The sequence below is a fragment of the Plantactinospora sp. ZYX-F-223 genome (genome assembly GCF_039649625.1).
Taxonomy (GTDB): domain Bacteria; phylum Actinomycetota; class Actinomycetes; order Mycobacteriales; family Micromonosporaceae; genus Plantactinospora.
Genome location: NZ_JBDJAV010000005.1, coordinates 107,918 through 124,303 on the forward strand (window position 1 = coordinate 107,918; position 16,386 = coordinate 124,303).

Consider the following 16,386-nt stretch of genomic DNA (forward strand, 5'->3'; position numbering starts at 1 on the left):
CGTGGCCGAACCGGAAACCGTGCCGCGCGATGCCTTCCCGGTTAGGTTGTTAGGCGTGTTGGGCCTACCCGCGCACGTGACCGCCTGCCTCTTCGACCTCGACGGCGTGCTGACCCAGACCGCCCGGGTGCACAACGCGGCCTGGGCGGAGACCTTCGACGAGTTCCTCCGGCGGTGGTCCGAGGCGACCGGCGAGCCGTTCCGGCCGTACGACCCCGGCGACGACTACAACCGGTACGTCGACGGCCGCCCCCGGGCCGACGGGGTGCGGACGTTCCTCGCCTCCCGGCAGATCACCCTGCCGGAGGGCGAGCCGGACGACCCGCCGACCGTCGACACCGTCAACGGGGTGGGCAACCGCAAGAACGTCGTCCTGCTCCAGCGGATCCACGACGACGGTGTGCTGCCGTACCAGGGATCGGTGGACTACCTGCATGCCGCGCGGGCCGCCGGGCTGCGCCGGGCCGTCGTCTCGGCCAGCGCCAACGCCGGGGACGTGGTCGCGGCGGCTGGCCTCGAACCGCTGGTCGAGGCCCGGGTGGACGGTGTCGTCGCCCGGCGGCGCGGGCTGCGTGGCAAGCCCCATCCGGACACCTTCCTGGCCGGCGCCGAACTACTCGGGGTCCGCCCCGACCAGGCCGCGGTCTTCGAGGACGCGCTGGCCGGAGTGGCGGCGGGCCGGGCCGGCAACTTCGGCTTCGTGATCGGGGTCGACCGGGTTGGCCAGGCCGACGCGTTACGCGAACACGGCGCCGACATCGTGGTGCGCGACCTCTCCGAACTACTTCCCGGCGGGCAGACCCGGCCGGGACGTGCCGATCCGACGGACGCCGGCCTCGGCGATGCCGGAACGGCCGACGCCGGGCCGGAGGTGGTCCGGTGACTGCGAGGAGGCGCCGATGATCCGGGAACGGGCCTATCCCGTCGAGCCGTGGCACGTCCGGGAGACCCGGCTCGACCTGGACGTACTCGCCCAGTCCGAGTCGGTGTTCGCGCTCTCGAACGGGCACATCGGGCTGCGCGGCAACCTGGACGAGGGTGAGCCGCACGGCCTGCCGGGGACGTACCTGAACTCCTTCTACGAGCTGCGGCCGCTGCCGTACGCCGAGGCGGGCTATGGCTTCCCCGAGTCCGGCCAGACGATCGTCAACGTCACCAACGGCAAGCCGATCCGGCTGCTCGTCGACGACGAACCCTTCGACGTCCGGTACGGCGAACTACTCAGCCACGAGCGGGTGCTCGACCTGCGCGGCGGCACCCTGCAACGGTCGGTCGAGTGGCGCTCCCCGGCCGGGCGTACGGTGCGGATCTGCTCGACCCGGCTGGTCTCGTTCACCCAGCGCTCGGTGGCGGCGATCGAATACCGGGTGGAGCCGGTCGACGGCCCGATGCGGCTGATCATCCAGTCCGAACTGGTCGCCAACGAGCAGTTGCCGGCGCAGAGCCGGGATCCCCGGGTGGCGGCGGTGCTGGAGTCGCCGTTGCAGTCCGAGGAGCAGCTGGTGCACAGCGACGGGGCGCTGCTGATCCACCGCACCAAGGCGAGCGGGCTGCGGGTGGCCGTCTCGATGAGCCACGAGGTGCACGGGCCGGAGCGCAAGCTGGTCGGCACCGAGGCGTACGAGGACTGGGCCCGGACCACCGTCACCTCCAGGATCAAGCCAGGTGAGCAGCTCCGGCTGGTCAAGTTCGTCGCGTACGGCTGGTCGAGCCGCCGGTCCCGGCCGGCACTGCGCGACCAGGTGGCGGCGGCGCTGGCCGGCGCCAAGTTCTCCGGCTGGGACGGGCTCTGCACCGAGCAGCGCGGCTATCTCGACACCTTCTGGGACGACTCCGACGTGCGGGTCGAGGGCGACCCGGAGGTGCAGCAGGCGGTCCGGTTCGGACTCTTCCACGTGCTCCAGGCCGGCGCCCGGGCCGAGCTGCGGCCGATCGCGGCCAAGGGGCTGACCGGGCCGGGATACGACGGGCACGCGTTCTGGGACACCGAGACCTTCGTGCTGCCGGTGCTGACCTACACCCTGCCGTCGGCGGTCGCCTCCGCGCTGCGCTGGCGGCACTCCACCCTGCACCTGGCCCAGGAGCGGGCCCGGACGCTGGGACTGCGCGGCGCCGCGTTCCCGTGGCGGACCATCCGGGGCCAGGAGACCTCGGCGTACTGGCCGGCCGGCACCGCCGGGTTCCACATCGCGGCCGACATCGCCGACGCGGTACGCCGGTACGTGCAGGCCACCGACGACGAGCAGTTCGAGCGTGAGGTCGGGCTGGAACTGCTGGTGGAGACCGCCCGGCTGTGGCGCTCGCTCGGGCACCACGACCGAGACGGCCGGTTCCACCTGGACGGGGTGACCGGGCCGGACGAGTACACGGCGGTGAAGAACGACAACGTCTACACCAACCTGATGGCCCAGCGGAACCTGCTGGCCGCCGCCGACGCCGCCACCCGGCACGGCGAGGAGGCCTGGAAGCTGGGCGTCGACGACGAGGAGACGGCCGCCTGGCGGGACGCCGCGCACGACATGCACATCCCGTACGACCCGGAGCTGGGCGTGCACCCGCAGGTGGAGGGCTTCACCCGCCATCAGGAGTGGGACTTCGCGAACACGCCGCCGGAGCAGTACCCGCTGCTGCTCAACTATCCCTACTTCGACCTGTACCGCAAGCAGGTGATCAAGCAGGCCGACCTGGTGCTGGCGATGCACTGGCGCGGCGACGCGTTCAGCGACGAGGAGAAGGCGGCCAACTTCGCCTACTACGAGCGGCGTACGGTCCGCGACTCGTCGCTGTCGGCGTGCACCCAGGCGGTGCTGGCCGCCGAGACCGGGCACCTCGAACTCGCGCACGACTATCTGGGCGAGGCGGCCCTGATGGACCTGCACGACCTCAACCAGAACACCCGGGACGGCGTGCACGTCGCCTCGCTGGCCGGGGCCTGGATCGCCCTGGTGGCCGGGTTCGGTGGGATGCGTGACCATACCTCGACGCTTTCCTTCACACCCCGGCTGCCGAGCCGGATCGACCGGTTGGAGTTCTCGCTCCGCTACCGGGGCGTGCACCTGCGGGTCGACGTCCGGCCGCGCGAGGCGACGTACGCGCTGCGCGACGGCGAGCCGGACGACGCCCTGGAGTTGCTGCACCACGGCGAGAAGGTCCGGATCACCTGCCTGGAGTCGGTGACCCGGCCGATCCCGCCGGCCCGCCCGGTGGGCCCGCAACCCGCCCAACCGGCCGGTCGGGCGCCCGCCCGCCGTGCTCCCGAAGGCGAGCCGACCTGACCGCCGGCCGGGAAACCCCGAGATCTTGACGACTTCTCGCCGCCCCGGCGGTCCCAACCGCAAGACGTCGTCAAGATCTGATCGGCACCCCGACGGGACCTAGACCAGCGACAGGTGTACGTGGTTGGTGTGGTCGCTGGACGGGTCGCCGTGCGCACCGCTGTACGACTTCCAACCGGTCGTCGGCAACCAGATCTGCCGGTACCAGATCACGTACAGCACACCGATCCGGTCGGCGTTGCGGACGAAGAACGCGGCGAGGTTGTTGCCGTAGGTCCGGTTGGCGCCCGTCGCGGCACCCCGGAAGCCGCCCGCCTCGGCGGAGAAGTCGCAGGCCCGCCCCTTCGGGTGCTCGTAGGGGCCGCCGGAGCGGTAGCACCCGGTGAACCGGGTGAAGCCGGCCCGGCGCGCCTCGTTGAAGGCGTGCAGGGTGCGCGGGGTGACGCAGCCGGTGGTGGTCGGGTCGGGCCGGCTGCACGACTGCGGCGGCCAGGAGCCGTCGGCAGCGCGTGGCGCGGGCCGGGCCACCGGTGAGCGGGCGTTGACGAAGCCTCCGGTGGAAGCGCCGCCGACCTGAGCCAGCGTCCGCTCGGCGGCCTGCTTCTGCCGCAGCATGATGGCGAGCTGCCGGCGCTCCTCGATCACCTCGGCGTCCAGTGCCTTTTTCGCCAGGGTGGCCCGCTCCCGGGCCTGACCCAGCGCGCGCAGCGCGTCGTTGTCCCGCAGGGCCACCACCTCCAGCCCGCGGGCGCGCTCCAGGAGTTCCTCCGCCGAGCCGCTGTGCAGCAGCACCAGCACCGGGCCGATCCGGCCGGTCTGGTACGCCGTCCGGGCCACCTGCTCCACCCGAGGGCGCAGCTCGGCGATCCGTCCCTCCACCCGGCGTAGCTCGGCGGCGATCTTCGCCTGCCGAGCCTGGGCGTTGGCCAGCGCGTTCTTGGCCTGTAGGTAACCTCGGCCGGTCGATTCGAGCACGTCGCGCAGGAGCGGCGTGTCGCCTTCGTCGCCGAGAACGGCGGGGCTGTTCGCCTCCGCCGCGCCGGGCCGGAGTGCTGCTCCGGCGAGTGCGCCGAACGTGGCGAGCAGGGCCAGGGCCAGCGGTAACCGCCGACGTGTGGATCCCGTCATGCATGTCCCTCCGTCGCCCGCCTACCGAGTTAGCTGACGGGTTCGGGACGGAACAAGTCCCTACCGCGGTTGCGGACTCACCCCACCTACCTGGGTCCCCGGCTCACCCGTTGGTGATTCGGCGGCGGTCACGCCGGCGCGGAGGGGTGCGCCACCGGGCGAAACCGGGGTCAGCCTACCGGATCAACCGGGCCGACTTGGTGGATTCCGGGGTGATCCGGCGTGGAAAATTCACCCGGCCACCGATCGGGGGCCGGCGCCGCCGCAGCCGTCCATCTGGTACCGCAACCCGTATGGGTCCGGGGGGCGCCACGCGCGTGACACATCGACCGGGGGTGATTGCCGCCACACGCGGCACAATCAGGAATGTCCATGTCGGCCCGACGCTTGCAGTGATAAAGCTTGATATCAAGCTATAAGACGTCAAGCGATCATGGAGGAGCCGACATGACCACCGACCTGGTATTTGCCGAGACGTTCATCTTTCTGGAGCCCGGCACGGACCCGGCCGTCGACCGGGTGGTCGTCGACAACGCGGGCAGTCACACCCTGCTGGTCTGGGCACCGGACGGCTCTGCGGCGGCGCGGGTCGCGGCCGAGTTGGCGGCGACGGGCGTCCGCCTCATCGAGCTGTACCGCGGCTTCGACCTGGCGTCGGCCGCGCAGGTGATCGAAGCCGTCGACGGGCGGGCTCCGGTAGGCGTGGCCGGTGCCTTCGGTGCCGGGACGGCGCCCCGCGGATCGCTCAAGCGCTCGGTGACCATCTACGAACATCCGCTGGCGAACGCGGCCACCGACCGTGTCGTGCGGGAGCACGCCACCGGCGGCTGGACGGCGGTGATCGGCGCACCGGACGCAGACCTTCCCCAGGTCGCGGCGGAACTGGTCGACGGCGGGGCTGAACTCGTCGAGATCTGCGGCGGCACTCCGCTGACCACGGCGGCCCGGGTCCGGGAAGCGGTGGGGGACCGGGTTCCGGTGAGGCTGGTCAGCTGGCCGTTTGAATCCATCGAGGGGGCGGCCGCATTCAAGGCCGCGTTCGACGCGCGGATGGCCGAGCGCGGCTGAACGCTCGACCGGCTATCGGTCAGCCCTCCTCGTACCGAAGCAGGAGCTGCTTCAGCGTGGCGGCGACGGCGTCTCGTTGCCGCCCGCTGAGCGGCTGCAGAAACGTCTCGTCCACGTCGAGTACGGCTCGAACCGCCTGCTCGGCCAGCCGTTCGCCCCGGCGGGTCAGGCGGACGAGTACGCCGCGCCGGTCGGCCGGGTCAGCGGTCCGCACGATCAACCTGCCCCGTTCCAAGCGGTCCAGCCGGGTCGTCATCGCACCGGACGTGATGAGCGCGGCCCGGGTCAGCTGCCGTGGGTTGGTGCCCTCGGGATCGCCGAGCCGACGTAGCGTGTTGATCACATCGAAGTCGCCGTAGGTCAAGCCGAGCGGACGAAGCGCCGCGACGATCGCACGATGGACCTGGTCGGCACAGAGCAGCAAACGACCGACCACTTCGAGCGGGCTGACATCCAGCTGCGGGTCACGTTCGGCCCATTGCGCAACCATCCGGTCCACCGCATCAGCAGCCTCCACCGGGCGAGTTTACTTGACACCAAGCCAGTTGGCTCAGGCACCACCAGGCGCGACCGGCGTGCGGGCCCGTCGAGTCGCCGGGTGGGCGGCCGTTGCGGTCCTAGCGGTCGCGCGGATCCTCCGAGTACCGCTCACCGCTGGACGGCATGCCCACCGCGTCACGCGGCGGCGTCCGGCGCGGATCGTCGAGCGACCTCGCCTTGGCCGCCTCGTCCGCCCATTCGCTCCGGTCGGGATTCTGCTGTCCCGCCTCGTCGGTGCGGGCCGAGCCGGACTTCGCCTTGCCGGGTTTCTGGCGGGCCATAACGTCCCTCACGTTCGTCTGCCGGTCGGCGCGTCTGCCGTCCCGGTGCCTGGTCGGACTTTCCGGCCTTCCCCGACTGCGCACCGGCAAACCCGGGTGCCAGGCGGCCGGCGGCGCGTGGTTGAGCCCGGCGCCGCCGGGTAAGGCCGACAGGACGGCGGTCAGCGCCACACCCGCGACTCTCCGCCGGGAAAAGGCATGGGAGGCAGTCGAATGGACACCCGGAGCACCGAGACCACGATTCCGGCCGGAGATGTACGACTGACCGGCGACCTGGTCGTCCCCGCCGACGCACGCGGGATCGTCCTGTTCGCACACGGCAGCGGCAGTTCCCGGCACAGCCCGCGCAACCGGATGGTGGCCGAGGCGCTGAACCGCCGCGCCCTGGCCACCGTGCTGGTCGACCTGCTGACCCGGGACGAGGAGGCGCTCGACGACCGGACCGGGGAGTTGCGCTTCGACATCGGCCTGCTCACCGGCCGGCTCGTCGGCATCGTCGACTGGCTGGCGACCGGCGAACCGGCCGGGCGGCTCCCGATCGGACTCTTCGGGGCCAGCACCGGCGCCGCCGCCGCGCTCTCGGCCGCCGCGCAGCGCCCCGACCGGGTGTACGCGGTCGTCTCCCGGGGCGGCCGCCCAGACCTGGCCGGCGCCGACCTGCCTCGGGTACGCGCCGAGACGCTGTTGCTGGTCGGCGGGCTGGACGACGAGGTGCTGCGGCTCAACAACCAGGCACTCGCCGACCTCCACGCCGGGGCGGAGCTGCGGGTGGTGCCCGGCGCCACCCACCTGTTCGAGGAGCCCGGCGCCCTGGACCAGGTGGCCCGGGAGGCGGCGGAGTGGTTCGTCAGCCACCTGCCCGACTGACCGTCCCGCCCAGCCAGCCGTCGACCCGGCTGCGCCAGGCGGCCGTGACAGGCGTGCGCGGGTTTTCCATCAGGTTCGCGCGCGGAGGGGACCGCCGCCTTCAGGCGACGGGGGAATCCGCGCTACCTCCCCTCAAGAATTGCTGTGTGGACAGTGATAGGATATCGATGTGCATGTGGGTTGTGAGCTGCGAAAACAACGTCGATGATTCGGGACCGTTGCCCGCGACCGGCCGCACGGTCGGAATCGACATGGGTGTGACTTCGTTCCTGACCACATCCGACGGCCTTCACATCGACAACCCACGACATTCGGCCGCCTCCGCCGGCCGCCTCCGCCGGCCGGCTCGTCGACGCCCAGCGCGCCCTGGCCCGGTGCGAGCGCGGGTCGCACCGGCGCCGGAAGGCCCGTGCCCGGATCGCCGCCCTGCATCGCAAGGTGCGTCGGCGGCGGCTCGACCACGCGCACAAGATCGCGTTGTGGCTCGTCCGTCATTACGATGTGATCGCCCACGAGGCGTTGCCGATCAGGAACATGACTCGGTCGGCGAAGGGCACGATCGACAAGCCGGGCCGCAACGTCGCCCAGAAGGCGGGATTGAACCGTTCGATCCTGGACGCGGGTTGGGGGTGTTCCTCAACGTACTGCACGCCAAGGCTGAAAGCGCCGGACGTGTCACCGTAGGGGTCGATCCTCGCGACACCTCCCGCACCTGCCCCGCATGCCGGCACCGCACGCGGGACAACCGCGTCACCCAGGCCGAATTCGTCTGCGTAGCGTGCGGTTTCGCCGACCACGCCGACGTGGTCGGCGCGACGAACGTACACAGGGCCGGGCTGGTCCTGCTGACCGCGTGAGCGGCCAGAGAAGCTGACGCCCTCAGGCGTCAGAGGAGTCACACTCGAAGGATGACGGCGTTGTCCCGCGACCTGAGCACGACGGACCTCGGCTACCTCACCGGTGGCGCCTGGGGTGCCGTCCGGACCGCACTGGTGATGCTGCACGGCCGGGGAAGTGTGACGGCCGCCCGACCCGGCGGGCTCAGCCGGACCGGCAGCATGCCGGCGTACGCGGAACCGCTGGAACGGGCCCTGTTCGGTGCGCTGTACGGCTCGACGTCACCCCGTGAGGTGGCCAACCAGCGGCGGGTCCGGCAGGCCCTGGCCGAGCAGCGGGAGGGCCTGATCGGGCTGGGACTGCTCCGCCCGGCCTGGCGCCGGTTCCTGTTGCCGGCCATGCTGGTGCTCGTGCTGCCGATGGTGGTCGCCCGGCTGGTCGCGGTCGACCTGCTCGGCGTCGGAGTCGGCCTGCTGGTGGTGCTGGCGTTCGTCGGGATGGCCGGCTGGTTCCTGCCCCGCCGCACCCTCTCCGGCGGACGTACGCTGCGCGACGCCCGGCGCCGGCATCCCCTTCCGGTCGGCCCGGACGGCGTTTCGGCCGGACTCGAACCGGGGCTGGCGATGGCGCTGTACGGCACCGCAGGGCTGCTGCCGGCGGTGCGCCGGTTCGTCCGGGACGGCGGACTGCTCGACGGCGGCACCTGGTCCCGCTACCTCGGCGACTCCCCGCTGGACAGCTCCTCGATGCCGGCGGGCGGGGCCACCGGGCACGTCTGAGCCCCGGCCGGTCAGCCCAGCCGGGGTGCGGGCTGGCCGGGCAGGTCGGAGCGGGTCATGGTGGGCCGTTGGGCCGGCTCGGTGGGCAGCACCGGGAAGCCGTCGGTGCGGTAGCACAGCTCGTCGGAGGTGACGATGCCGACCTCGTGGTCCGGCAGGTCGGCCAGCCAGCGCAGCCCGGCCTGACCCATCGCCACCCCGGCCGTCGCGTACGCGTCGGTGCGGCCGAGGTCGGTGCCGACCACGGTGACCGAGGTCAGTTCGGTGGCCGGGGCACCCCGGTACGGGTCGATCACGTGGAAACCGCGCTCGTACGTGCCGGAGGTGGCGATCGCGAAGTCGTTGCCGCCGAGCACCCAGCAGATCTTGTCCTGCTGCCACGGGTGCCGGATGCCGATCCGCCACGGCTCGCCGGGTCGCGGCCCGCCCCGGGCCCGGATGTCCCCACCCGCGTTGATCCAGTGCGAGCGGCAGCCGGCCGCCAGCAGCCGGTCCGAGGCCACCTGCACCGACCAGCCCTTGACGTAGCCGGACGGGTCGAACCGGCCGGTCGCGTACGCGTCGAAGTAGCCGTCGGTCTCCCGCCACAGGTCGGCGCAGGCCTCGACCACCAGCCGCAGGTCGGCGGAACAGTCCTGGATAGACAGTTCGCCCCGGTCGAACCGGTTGACCTCGCTCTGCTCCTTGTAGGTGCTGAACCGCTCGTCCACCTCGCGGAACCAGTCGAACGTCTGCTCGGCCAGCGCCTCCAGACGCCGGGCCGGCAGCGGGTCGGTGAGCTGCACACTGATCGGCGTACCCATGATCTGCTCGACCCGGCGCAGCCCGGCGGTACCCATCGGACTCAGGCCTTCGCCTTGTCGAGCGCGGACTGGAGCGACGCCTTGTACGCCGCACTGGTCAGGCTCGCCCCGGAGACCGTGTTCACCTTGCTGGCGCTGGTGGCGGCGAGCGCCTGCTGGCGCAGCTTCGGGATCGCGTTCTCGTTGATCCCGGCGCTGGTCGGGTCCTCGTCCGGATAGGTCGCGTCGGCGTCGGTGACCTTGCCGCCGGCGACCGTGATGGTCACCTTGATGGCGCCGTAGTCGTAGTTGGCGGTCGCACCGACGAAGGTGCCGTCCTTCAGCCCGCCCGCCGGGGCCTTGGCCGGGGGCTTCTTGGCCGGCGGCGCGGTGGTCTTCTTCCCGGCCGGAGCCTTGCCGGAGGGCGTCGGGCTCGCGGCCGCGTCGCCGGTCTCCTCCTCCAGCGCCACCTGGGTGCCGGGGTCGTCGGTCGAGGTGCCGAGCTTGGCACCGATCAGCAGGCTGGCGCCGATGGCGGTACCGAGGACGGCGAAGGCGGCGCGACGCACGGGATGTACCTCCGTAGGGGGTGGTGTGCGGGGATCAGAATTCGAACGGGTCGAGGTGGATCTGCCGGCGCGGCACCCGGAGCTTGCGCATCGTCCGCATCGAGACGTCGACCAGCCCGGGCGGCCCGCAGAGGTAGACGTCCCGGCGGCGTACGTCCGGCACCAGCTCGCGCATGCCCTTGGCGGTGAACAGGTGCCGGGGCGCCGGGTCCTCGCGGGAACCGATGACGTACCAGACCTGGGCGTTGCGGGACCGGGCCAGGAAGTCCAGCTCGTCGCGGAAGAGCAGCTCCTCCTCGCTGCGGGAGCGGTAGATCACCACCGTCTGCTCGGGCAGGTCCTCCAGCAGCGCCCGGATCGGCGCGATGCCGCTGCCGCCGGCGATGAGCAGGGCCCGGGGCCGGATCGCGCGGTCGGCGGTGAAGACCCCGGACGGCCCCTCGGCGAAGATCCGGGTACCCGGCTCCAGGTATTGCAGGGACTCGGTGTGGTCACCGACCACCTTGACGGTCAGCCGCAGCCACTGCTCGTTCGGCGCGGCCGAGAGCGAGAACGGGTGCGCCTGCCACCAGCAGCCCTTGGTCAGGAACCGCCACCGGAAGTACTGCCCGGCTCGGGCGTCCAGCTCGTCGAGGCGGTTGCCGGAGATGTAGATCGAGACCATCTCGAACGCCTCCGGCACCACGTCCTCGACCCGCAGCCGGTGCCGCAGGTTGAACGCGATCGGGGAGATGATCCGTCCCCAGAGGACACAGGCGATGACGAAGACGTAGAGCCCGGCCCAGAAGTACTGCCCGAAGCCGGGCTTGGACAGCTCCTGGCCGGTGGCGAACTGGTGGCCGTAGCTGAACAGCAGCACCAGGTAGGTGCTCAGGTGCAGGTAGTACCAGAGTTCGTAGTTCATCATCCGGCGGATCGCCCGGATGGCGAGCAGCGCGATGCCGACCAGGATGCCGGTGGCCACCGTCGCGCTGATCATGTCCTCGTACGTGCTCAGCAGCGTCCAGGTGCCCTCGACGATCGGGGTGTTGGTGAGCTTGCTGTAGCCGACCGCGATCAGTCCGGCGTGCGCCAGGATGGCGAGCAGCAGGAAGGCGCCCAGCTCCCGGTGCCAGATCAGCAGCGAGTGCGCGCCGATCCAGCGTTCCAGCCAGCGCACCCGGCTCATCAGCAGCACCTGGGCGAGCAGCAGGAAACCGCCGACCATGCCGGTGAGCCGGCCACCCGCGATCAGGATGTCGGCGGTGGTCCGGATCGACCCGGCCGGAGTGTTCAGCCACCACAGCTCGACGCTGGTGGCCAGCGCCGACCAGAAGACGATGTGGAAGAAGAGCCGGCCACTGCGGTCGTACGGCTCGACCTCGGCGGTCTCCCGGTGCCGGGCCGCCTCCGCCGCCCCGCTGATCGGGTTGGGCCGGTGCGCGGGTGCCTCCTCGGCGTACGACCAGGGCTCGCGGCCACGTGACGGATTCGACCAGCCACCCTCCGCACGCGCCGGCTCGGCCGGGGCGTAGCGCTCGAACTCGTCGTACGGTTCGCGCTCCCGCCCCCGGGGTGGCCGGTCGTAGGGGTCCTCGGACGGCACCCGGGGCAGCAGGCCGGTCACCCATTCGGTGAGCGGCTCGGCCGTTTCGACATCCCGACGACGAGTCACGAAGAATATGTACCGGTTGGCAGTGGCGGAAACCAGTCCGGACGGCCCGCTTAGTTCAGTCTTAAGAATCGCTTGGTTGGGGGCTAAGGAAGCGACCGTGCGGTGGCCCGGACGCTCCCCGCCCCGGACCACCGCACCCCCCGTTGGTCGGCTTCCGTCGACCCACCGCCCCGGGTGGCCGACCGCACCCGCTCACCCCTGCCGGCCCGCCCCCTCACGGGCCGCGAGGGGGCGGCTCACCCGCGGCGCCGCCGTCAGCGGGCCGGACCGACGCACAGGATGAAGTCCTGGAGCGTGCCGATCGTGCCGTCCTGGTAGAGGTACTGCGTGTAGTCGGTGGACTCACAGGCGGACTCGCTGGTGGTGCCGTCCTTGCGCAGCAGCACCTTGAGCGCGCCCTTGCTGCCGCAACTCGCCTCCTCGACCTCGTCGGTCGCCTCGTCGATGGTGAGGCAGTCGCCCTTCTTGAACTGGTCGAGGTTGCCCTCGATCGACTCCTCCTCCGGGGTCGGCGAGGCCTTGCCCCTCGGCGGCGTCGTCTTCGTGCGCGGCTTCGGGCTCGGGGTCTGCTCGCCGGCGGCGACGTTCGACGGGTCGGTGCCGTCGTCGCCGGCCCAGAGGTACGCCGCGGTGCTGCCGCCGCAGCAGAGCAGCACGACGCCGAGAACGATGCCGACGACCAGCGGCGCCTTGCTCTTCTTCGCCGGGACCGGCGTACCGAACTGCGGTGCCGGCCCGGCCGGCGAGGAGGGTGCCGACGGGTCCGCGCCCGACGACGGGTAACCGGACGCCTGCGGGTACGGCTCCGGCGACTGTGAGTACGCACCGGACGACGAGGGCGGCGGGTAGGAGCCCGAGGAGGACTGCGGGTACGAGCCGGAGGAGGGCGGGTACGAGCCCGACGAGGACTGCGGGTAGCCGCCCGAGGAGGACTGCGGGTAGCCGGAGCCGCCGCCCGCCGGACCGCCGTATCCGCCGGACTGGCCGGAGTATCGCGGGTCGCGGGACGGCTCACCCGGGCCGTAGCCCGGGGGTGGATATGTGGACATGGTTGCCTCTCGAAGAAGACTGCGTGGTCGCGGCCGGCCGAGACCGGTTGGCCGGGGCACCGGAGGTGCCCCTAGGACCAGCGGCGGGGACGGCCCGACCGTCACGGGCCGGACCGGCGCCGGGTGGCCGCGGTACACATCGGATGGTCGGGTGCCCGGCGCTCGATCCGGTGTCAGGGACACTTCCCCGGCACCCGAGTCCCCCCGAACGCCGACCCCCGTGACCGGCCCGCCCCCCACGGGCCTCTAGCAGCTTGGGGATGCCCGCCACACAACTGCCACACGATTGCCACACGCCACGCGGGCACAGCCCTGGTACACCGCCACATCCAGGGCAGACACCGTAGTACGGTTTCATGTCCGTGATTTGCCGGCGGTTCTCAGGAGACGGCGAGTGAAGTTCGGGGTGCTCGGGCCGCTGCGAGTCTGCACGGACTCCGGCGCCGAGGTGGTGCTGCGCAGCCGGCACCAGCGCACCGTGCTCGGCGCGCTGCTGGTCGGCGCCGGCCAGCTCGTCACCGTCGACCGGCTGGTGGAGACGCTCTGGGGTGACCGCCCACCGGCCTCGTACGCCTCCAACCTGCAGACCTACGTCTCGCGGCTGCGGGAGCGGCTGCCCGGCCTGAGTATCGAGCACCGCAGCGACGGCTACCTGCTGCGGGTGGAGACCGACGACGTCGACGTACTGGTGTTCCGGCGGGAGGTCGCCACCGGCCGGGCGGCACTGGCCGCGGGCGATCCGGTGCTGGCGGCCGACCGGTTCCGGCGCGGGCTGCGGCAGTGGCGGGGGCGACCGCTGGCCGACCTGACGGTGCCGACGCTGGAGCCCGAACTCGCACAGTGGGAACTCGAACGGGTCGGCGCGCAGGAGGACTGCGTCGACGCCGACCTGCGCGCCGACGGCGACCTCGCCACCGTCCTCGCCGAACTGCACCAACTGGTGACCGAGCACCCGATGCGGGAGCGGCCGTACGGCCAGTTGATGGTGGCGCTCTACCGCGCCGGGCGCCGGGCCGACGCGCTGGCCGCGTACCAGCGGGCCAGGGAGATCTTCGTCACCGAGCTGGGCGTCGAGCCCGGTCCCGACCTGCGCCGGCTGCACCAGGCGATCCTGCGCGGCGAGGAGCCGTCGGTGGGCCGGTTCGGCAACCGGCCGGAGGCCGCTCCCCGGTCGCCGTTCCCGGTCTGCCAGCTACCGCCGAGCCTGCCGGGATTCGTCGGCCGGGCCGGCAGCATCGACCGGATCGAGCGGATGCTGGAACCGGCCGGCGGGGTGCCGGTGGTGGCGGTCTCCGGCCAGCCGGGCGTGGGCAAGAGCACGCTGGCGGTGACGGTGGCACACCGGATCCGGGACAGGTTCCCGGACGGGCAGCTCTTCGTACACCTGGCCGGTGCCTCGGCCGCGCCCCGGGATCCGGCCGCGGTCCTGGCCGACCTGCTCCGGGTGCTGGGCGTCCCCGGCTCGGCGTTGCCGCAGAACCTCTCCGCGCTGGCCGCCGCCTACCGGGCCCGGCTCGCGGACCGGCGGGTGCTGGTCGTGCTCGACGACGCCGCCACCGCCGCCCAGGTCCGGCCGCTGCTTCCGGGTACTCCCGGCAGCGCCGTGCTGACCACCAGCCGGCGCCGGCTCAGCGGGCTGATCGACGCCCGGCACCTGCCGGTCGGTCCGCTCACCGACGACGAGGCCCGGGCGCTGCTGGCCGACGTGGTGGGCCCGGAACGGGTGGCGGAGGAGCCCGGCCAGGCGGCCCGGATCGCCGCCGCCTGCGGCAACCTGCCGCTGGCGGTCAGGATCGCGGGTACCCGGCTCGCCACCCGCTCGTGGCCGCTGGCGATCCTCGCCGACCGGCTCGACGACGAGCGGCAGCGCCTCGACGAACTGGCCGCCGGAGACCTCCAGGTCCGGGCCAGCCTGGCGCTGAGCGTGCAGGCGCTCTCCCCGCCGACCCGGGAGGCGTTCGGCCTGCTCGGCTCGCTCGGCCCGGTCAGCTTCGCGGCGTGGGCGGTGGCCGAGGTGCTGGAGCGCGCCGACGCCGACCGGGTAATCGACGAGCTGGTCGAGGCGAGCCTGCTGGAGGTGACCGGGCCGGCCGACGGCGGCGAACCGCGCTACCGCCTGCACGACCTGCTCCGGGTCTACGCCGAGGAACTCGCGGTGGCCGACGACCGCCCACTGTCGACAGTGGGGAGCACCCTGGGGGTGGCCGCCCCGACGAGTCTCCCCGCCGTCCCGGCCGGGCAGCCGGGGCGGCGGGCGGGGGCGCAGCGCCGGCTGGTGGCGGCCGCCGCCGCGCTCGCCGGCAGCGCCGCTCGCCGGCTGCCCCGGACTCTGACCTGGGCCCGCCTGGCGGAACCGGCCGATCGGGTACGCCCACCGCGCGCCGCCGAGCGGATCGCCGCCGACCCGCTGGGCTGGTTCACCGCCGAACTCGACTTCCTCACCAGCCTGCTCGGACTCGCCATGGAGTGCGGCGCCGAACGGGCCGCGATCGACCTCGCCGAGCGGCTCGCCCCGTTCTGCTGGGTGCACGGGCATTGGACGGAGCTCCAGGCGGTGCAGCGGCTGGCCGGGCAGGCCGCCGAGCGGATCGGCGACGACCGGACGATCGCCCGGACCGACTTCGTCATCGGCCTGCTCCAACTGGCCCGGGGTGACCTGGCGGGCGCGGCCGAGCGGCTGCGCGACGGTCGGGACCGGTACGAGCGGCTCGCCGACCGGCACGGCCTGGCCTGCCTGCTCAGCGACGAGGCGGTGCTCTACGACTACCAGAACCGCGCCGAGGACGCCGCGTCGACCGCCGAGCGGGCGGTGGCACTGTTCCGGGCCGAGGGGGACCCGCTGGGCGCCCTGCTGGCCGCGCCGGTGCTCTCCGCCGCGTACCGGGGGCTGGGGCGGCTGGACGAGGCGCTGGCGGTGGACGAGGCGGCGGTGGCCGAGGCCGACGGGCTGGGTGCCGCCGAGATCGTCACCGCCCGGTGCCTGAACGCGCTCGCGGTGACCCGGTTGCTCCGCGACGAGCCGGCGCTGGCGTACGCCGCCGCGGAGCGGGCCGTGGCGCTGCTGCGTACGGTCAACGACCGGTACGTGCTGCTGGCCGCCCTGCGGCACCTCGCCTCGGCGGCGGTCTGCCTCGGCCGCCGGGACGAGGCGGTGCACCGGCTCCAGCAGAGCCACGACCTGGCGGTGCAGTTGGGTGACCGGCCCTGGGCCACCGGCCTGGCCCGGGACCTGGCGGTGAGCTGGATCGGCGAGGGGCGGGCCGCCGCGGCGGTCGGGGTACTGCGCCGCTGCGTCCGGACGTTCGAGGAGATGAGCATGCCGTCGGCCCAGGCGGCCACGCTGAACATGCTGGCCCGGGCGTACGACGAGACCGGCGACCGGCAGGCGGCCCGGGACGCGCGGTTCTGGGCCGGCATCCTCAGCGATCCCCGGGACACCCGCACTCCGGCACTGGCCGGCATCGTGCTGCGGCTGGCCGACGCGCCCGGGCTGGTGAGCAGCGGCTCCTGACCCGCCGCCCAGGTCGGCGAAGAGCGGCTCCCGACCAGGCCGGGCC

Annotated in this window: 14 protein-coding genes and 1 riboswitch; of the genes, 6 read left to right on the forward strand and 8 right to left on the reverse strand. The window is 72.6% G+C overall.

Going from position 1 to position 16,386, the window contains the following annotated elements; all coding sequences use genetic code 11:
* Positions 1-55: 55 nt before the first annotated feature.
* On the forward strand, positions 56-883 hold the full coding sequence (locus tag AAH979_RS06905; protein WP_346257184.1) for a beta-phosphoglucomutase family hydrolase: 828 nt from the start codon (positions 56-58) through the stop codon (positions 881-883).
* A 16-nt stretch (positions 884-899) separates the two neighbouring features.
* Entirely contained in the window at positions 900-3,275 is a 2,376-nt protein-coding gene (locus AAH979_RS06910) for a glycoside hydrolase family 65 protein (RefSeq protein WP_346257185.1), read from the forward strand.
* 99 nt (positions 3,276-3,374) lie between these two features.
* On the opposite strand, the gene AAH979_RS06915 is transcribed toward AAH979_RS06910, so the two are convergent.
* Positions 3,375-4,403, reverse strand: a complete 1,029-nt coding sequence (locus tag AAH979_RS06915) for a hypothetical protein (RefSeq protein WP_346257186.1) — start codon at positions 4,401-4,403, stop codon at positions 3,375-3,377.
* Between the two features lie 2 nt (positions 4,404-4,405).
* A riboswitch (cyclic di-AMP (ydaO/yuaA leader) is annotated at positions 4,406-4,537 on the reverse strand.
* Between the two features lie 313 nt (positions 4,538-4,850).
* Between AAH979_RS06915 and AAH979_RS06920 the strand changes: the two genes are divergently transcribed.
* Positions 4,851-5,471, forward strand: a complete 621-nt coding sequence (locus tag AAH979_RS06920; protein ID WP_346257187.1) for a DUF6506 family protein — start codon at positions 4,851-4,853, stop codon at positions 5,469-5,471.
* Between the two features lie 19 nt (positions 5,472-5,490).
* On the opposite strand, the gene AAH979_RS06925 is transcribed toward AAH979_RS06920, so the two are convergent.
* Together AAH979_RS06925 and AAH979_RS06930 are read right to left on the reverse strand one after the other, a co-directional pair.
* Entirely contained in the window at positions 5,491-5,988 is a 498-nt protein-coding gene (locus tag AAH979_RS06925; RefSeq protein WP_346257188.1) for a MarR family transcriptional regulator, read from the reverse strand.
* A 100-nt stretch (positions 5,989-6,088) separates the two neighbouring features.
* Complete coding sequence (locus AAH979_RS06930) at positions 6,089-6,463, reverse strand: hypothetical protein (RefSeq protein ID WP_346257189.1); 375 nt, start codon at positions 6,461-6,463, stop codon at positions 6,089-6,091.
* A gap of 42 nt (positions 6,464-6,505) precedes the next feature.
* Here AAH979_RS06930 and AAH979_RS06935 point away from each other — a divergent pair, with 42 nt between their 5' ends.
* Positions 6,506-7,159, forward strand: a complete 654-nt coding sequence (locus AAH979_RS06935; protein WP_346257190.1) for a hydrolase — start codon at positions 6,506-6,508, stop codon at positions 7,157-7,159.
* 494 nt (positions 7,160-7,653) lie between these two features.
* Here the strand turns inward: AAH979_RS06935 and AAH979_RS06940 are convergent, their stop codons facing one another.
* Positions 7,654-8,058: a hypothetical protein gene (locus AAH979_RS06940; RefSeq protein WP_346257191.1), complete on the reverse strand. Its 405-nt coding sequence runs from the start codon at positions 8,056-8,058 to the stop codon at positions 7,654-7,656.
* A gap of 9 nt (positions 8,059-8,067) precedes the next feature.
* Between AAH979_RS06940 and AAH979_RS06945 the strand changes: the two genes are divergently transcribed.
* Complete coding sequence (locus AAH979_RS06945) at positions 8,068-8,775, forward strand: TIGR04222 domain-containing membrane protein (RefSeq protein WP_346257192.1); 708 nt, start codon at positions 8,068-8,070, stop codon at positions 8,773-8,775.
* 11 nt (positions 8,776-8,786) lie between these two features.
* Here AAH979_RS06945 and AAH979_RS06950 read toward each other — a convergent pair whose 3' ends face one another.
* The 4 genes from AAH979_RS06950 to AAH979_RS06965 form a co-directional block, all read right to left on the reverse strand.
* Entirely contained in the window at positions 8,787-9,578 is a 792-nt protein-coding gene (locus tag AAH979_RS06950) for an FAD:protein FMN transferase (protein ID WP_346257332.1), read from the reverse strand.
* A gap of 41 nt (positions 9,579-9,619) precedes the next feature.
* Complete coding sequence (locus tag AAH979_RS06955; RefSeq protein ID WP_346257193.1) at positions 9,620-10,126, reverse strand: FMN-binding protein; 507 nt, start codon at positions 10,124-10,126, stop codon at positions 9,620-9,622.
* A 34-nt stretch (positions 10,127-10,160) separates the two neighbouring features.
* Entirely contained in the window at positions 10,161-11,780 is a 1,620-nt protein-coding gene (locus AAH979_RS06960) for a ferredoxin reductase family protein (protein ID WP_346257194.1), read from the reverse strand.
* A 254-nt stretch (positions 11,781-12,034) separates the two neighbouring features.
* Positions 12,035-12,829, reverse strand: a complete 795-nt coding sequence (locus tag AAH979_RS06965) for a hypothetical protein (RefSeq protein WP_346257195.1) — start codon at positions 12,827-12,829, stop codon at positions 12,035-12,037.
* 394 nt (positions 12,830-13,223) lie between these two features.
* On the opposite strand from AAH979_RS06965, the gene AAH979_RS06970 reads away from it, so the two are divergent.
* Positions 13,224-16,340, forward strand: a complete 3,117-nt coding sequence (locus tag AAH979_RS06970) for a BTAD domain-containing putative transcriptional regulator (protein ID WP_346257196.1) — start codon at positions 13,224-13,226, stop codon at positions 16,338-16,340.
* Positions 16,341-16,386: the final 46 nt, after the last annotated feature.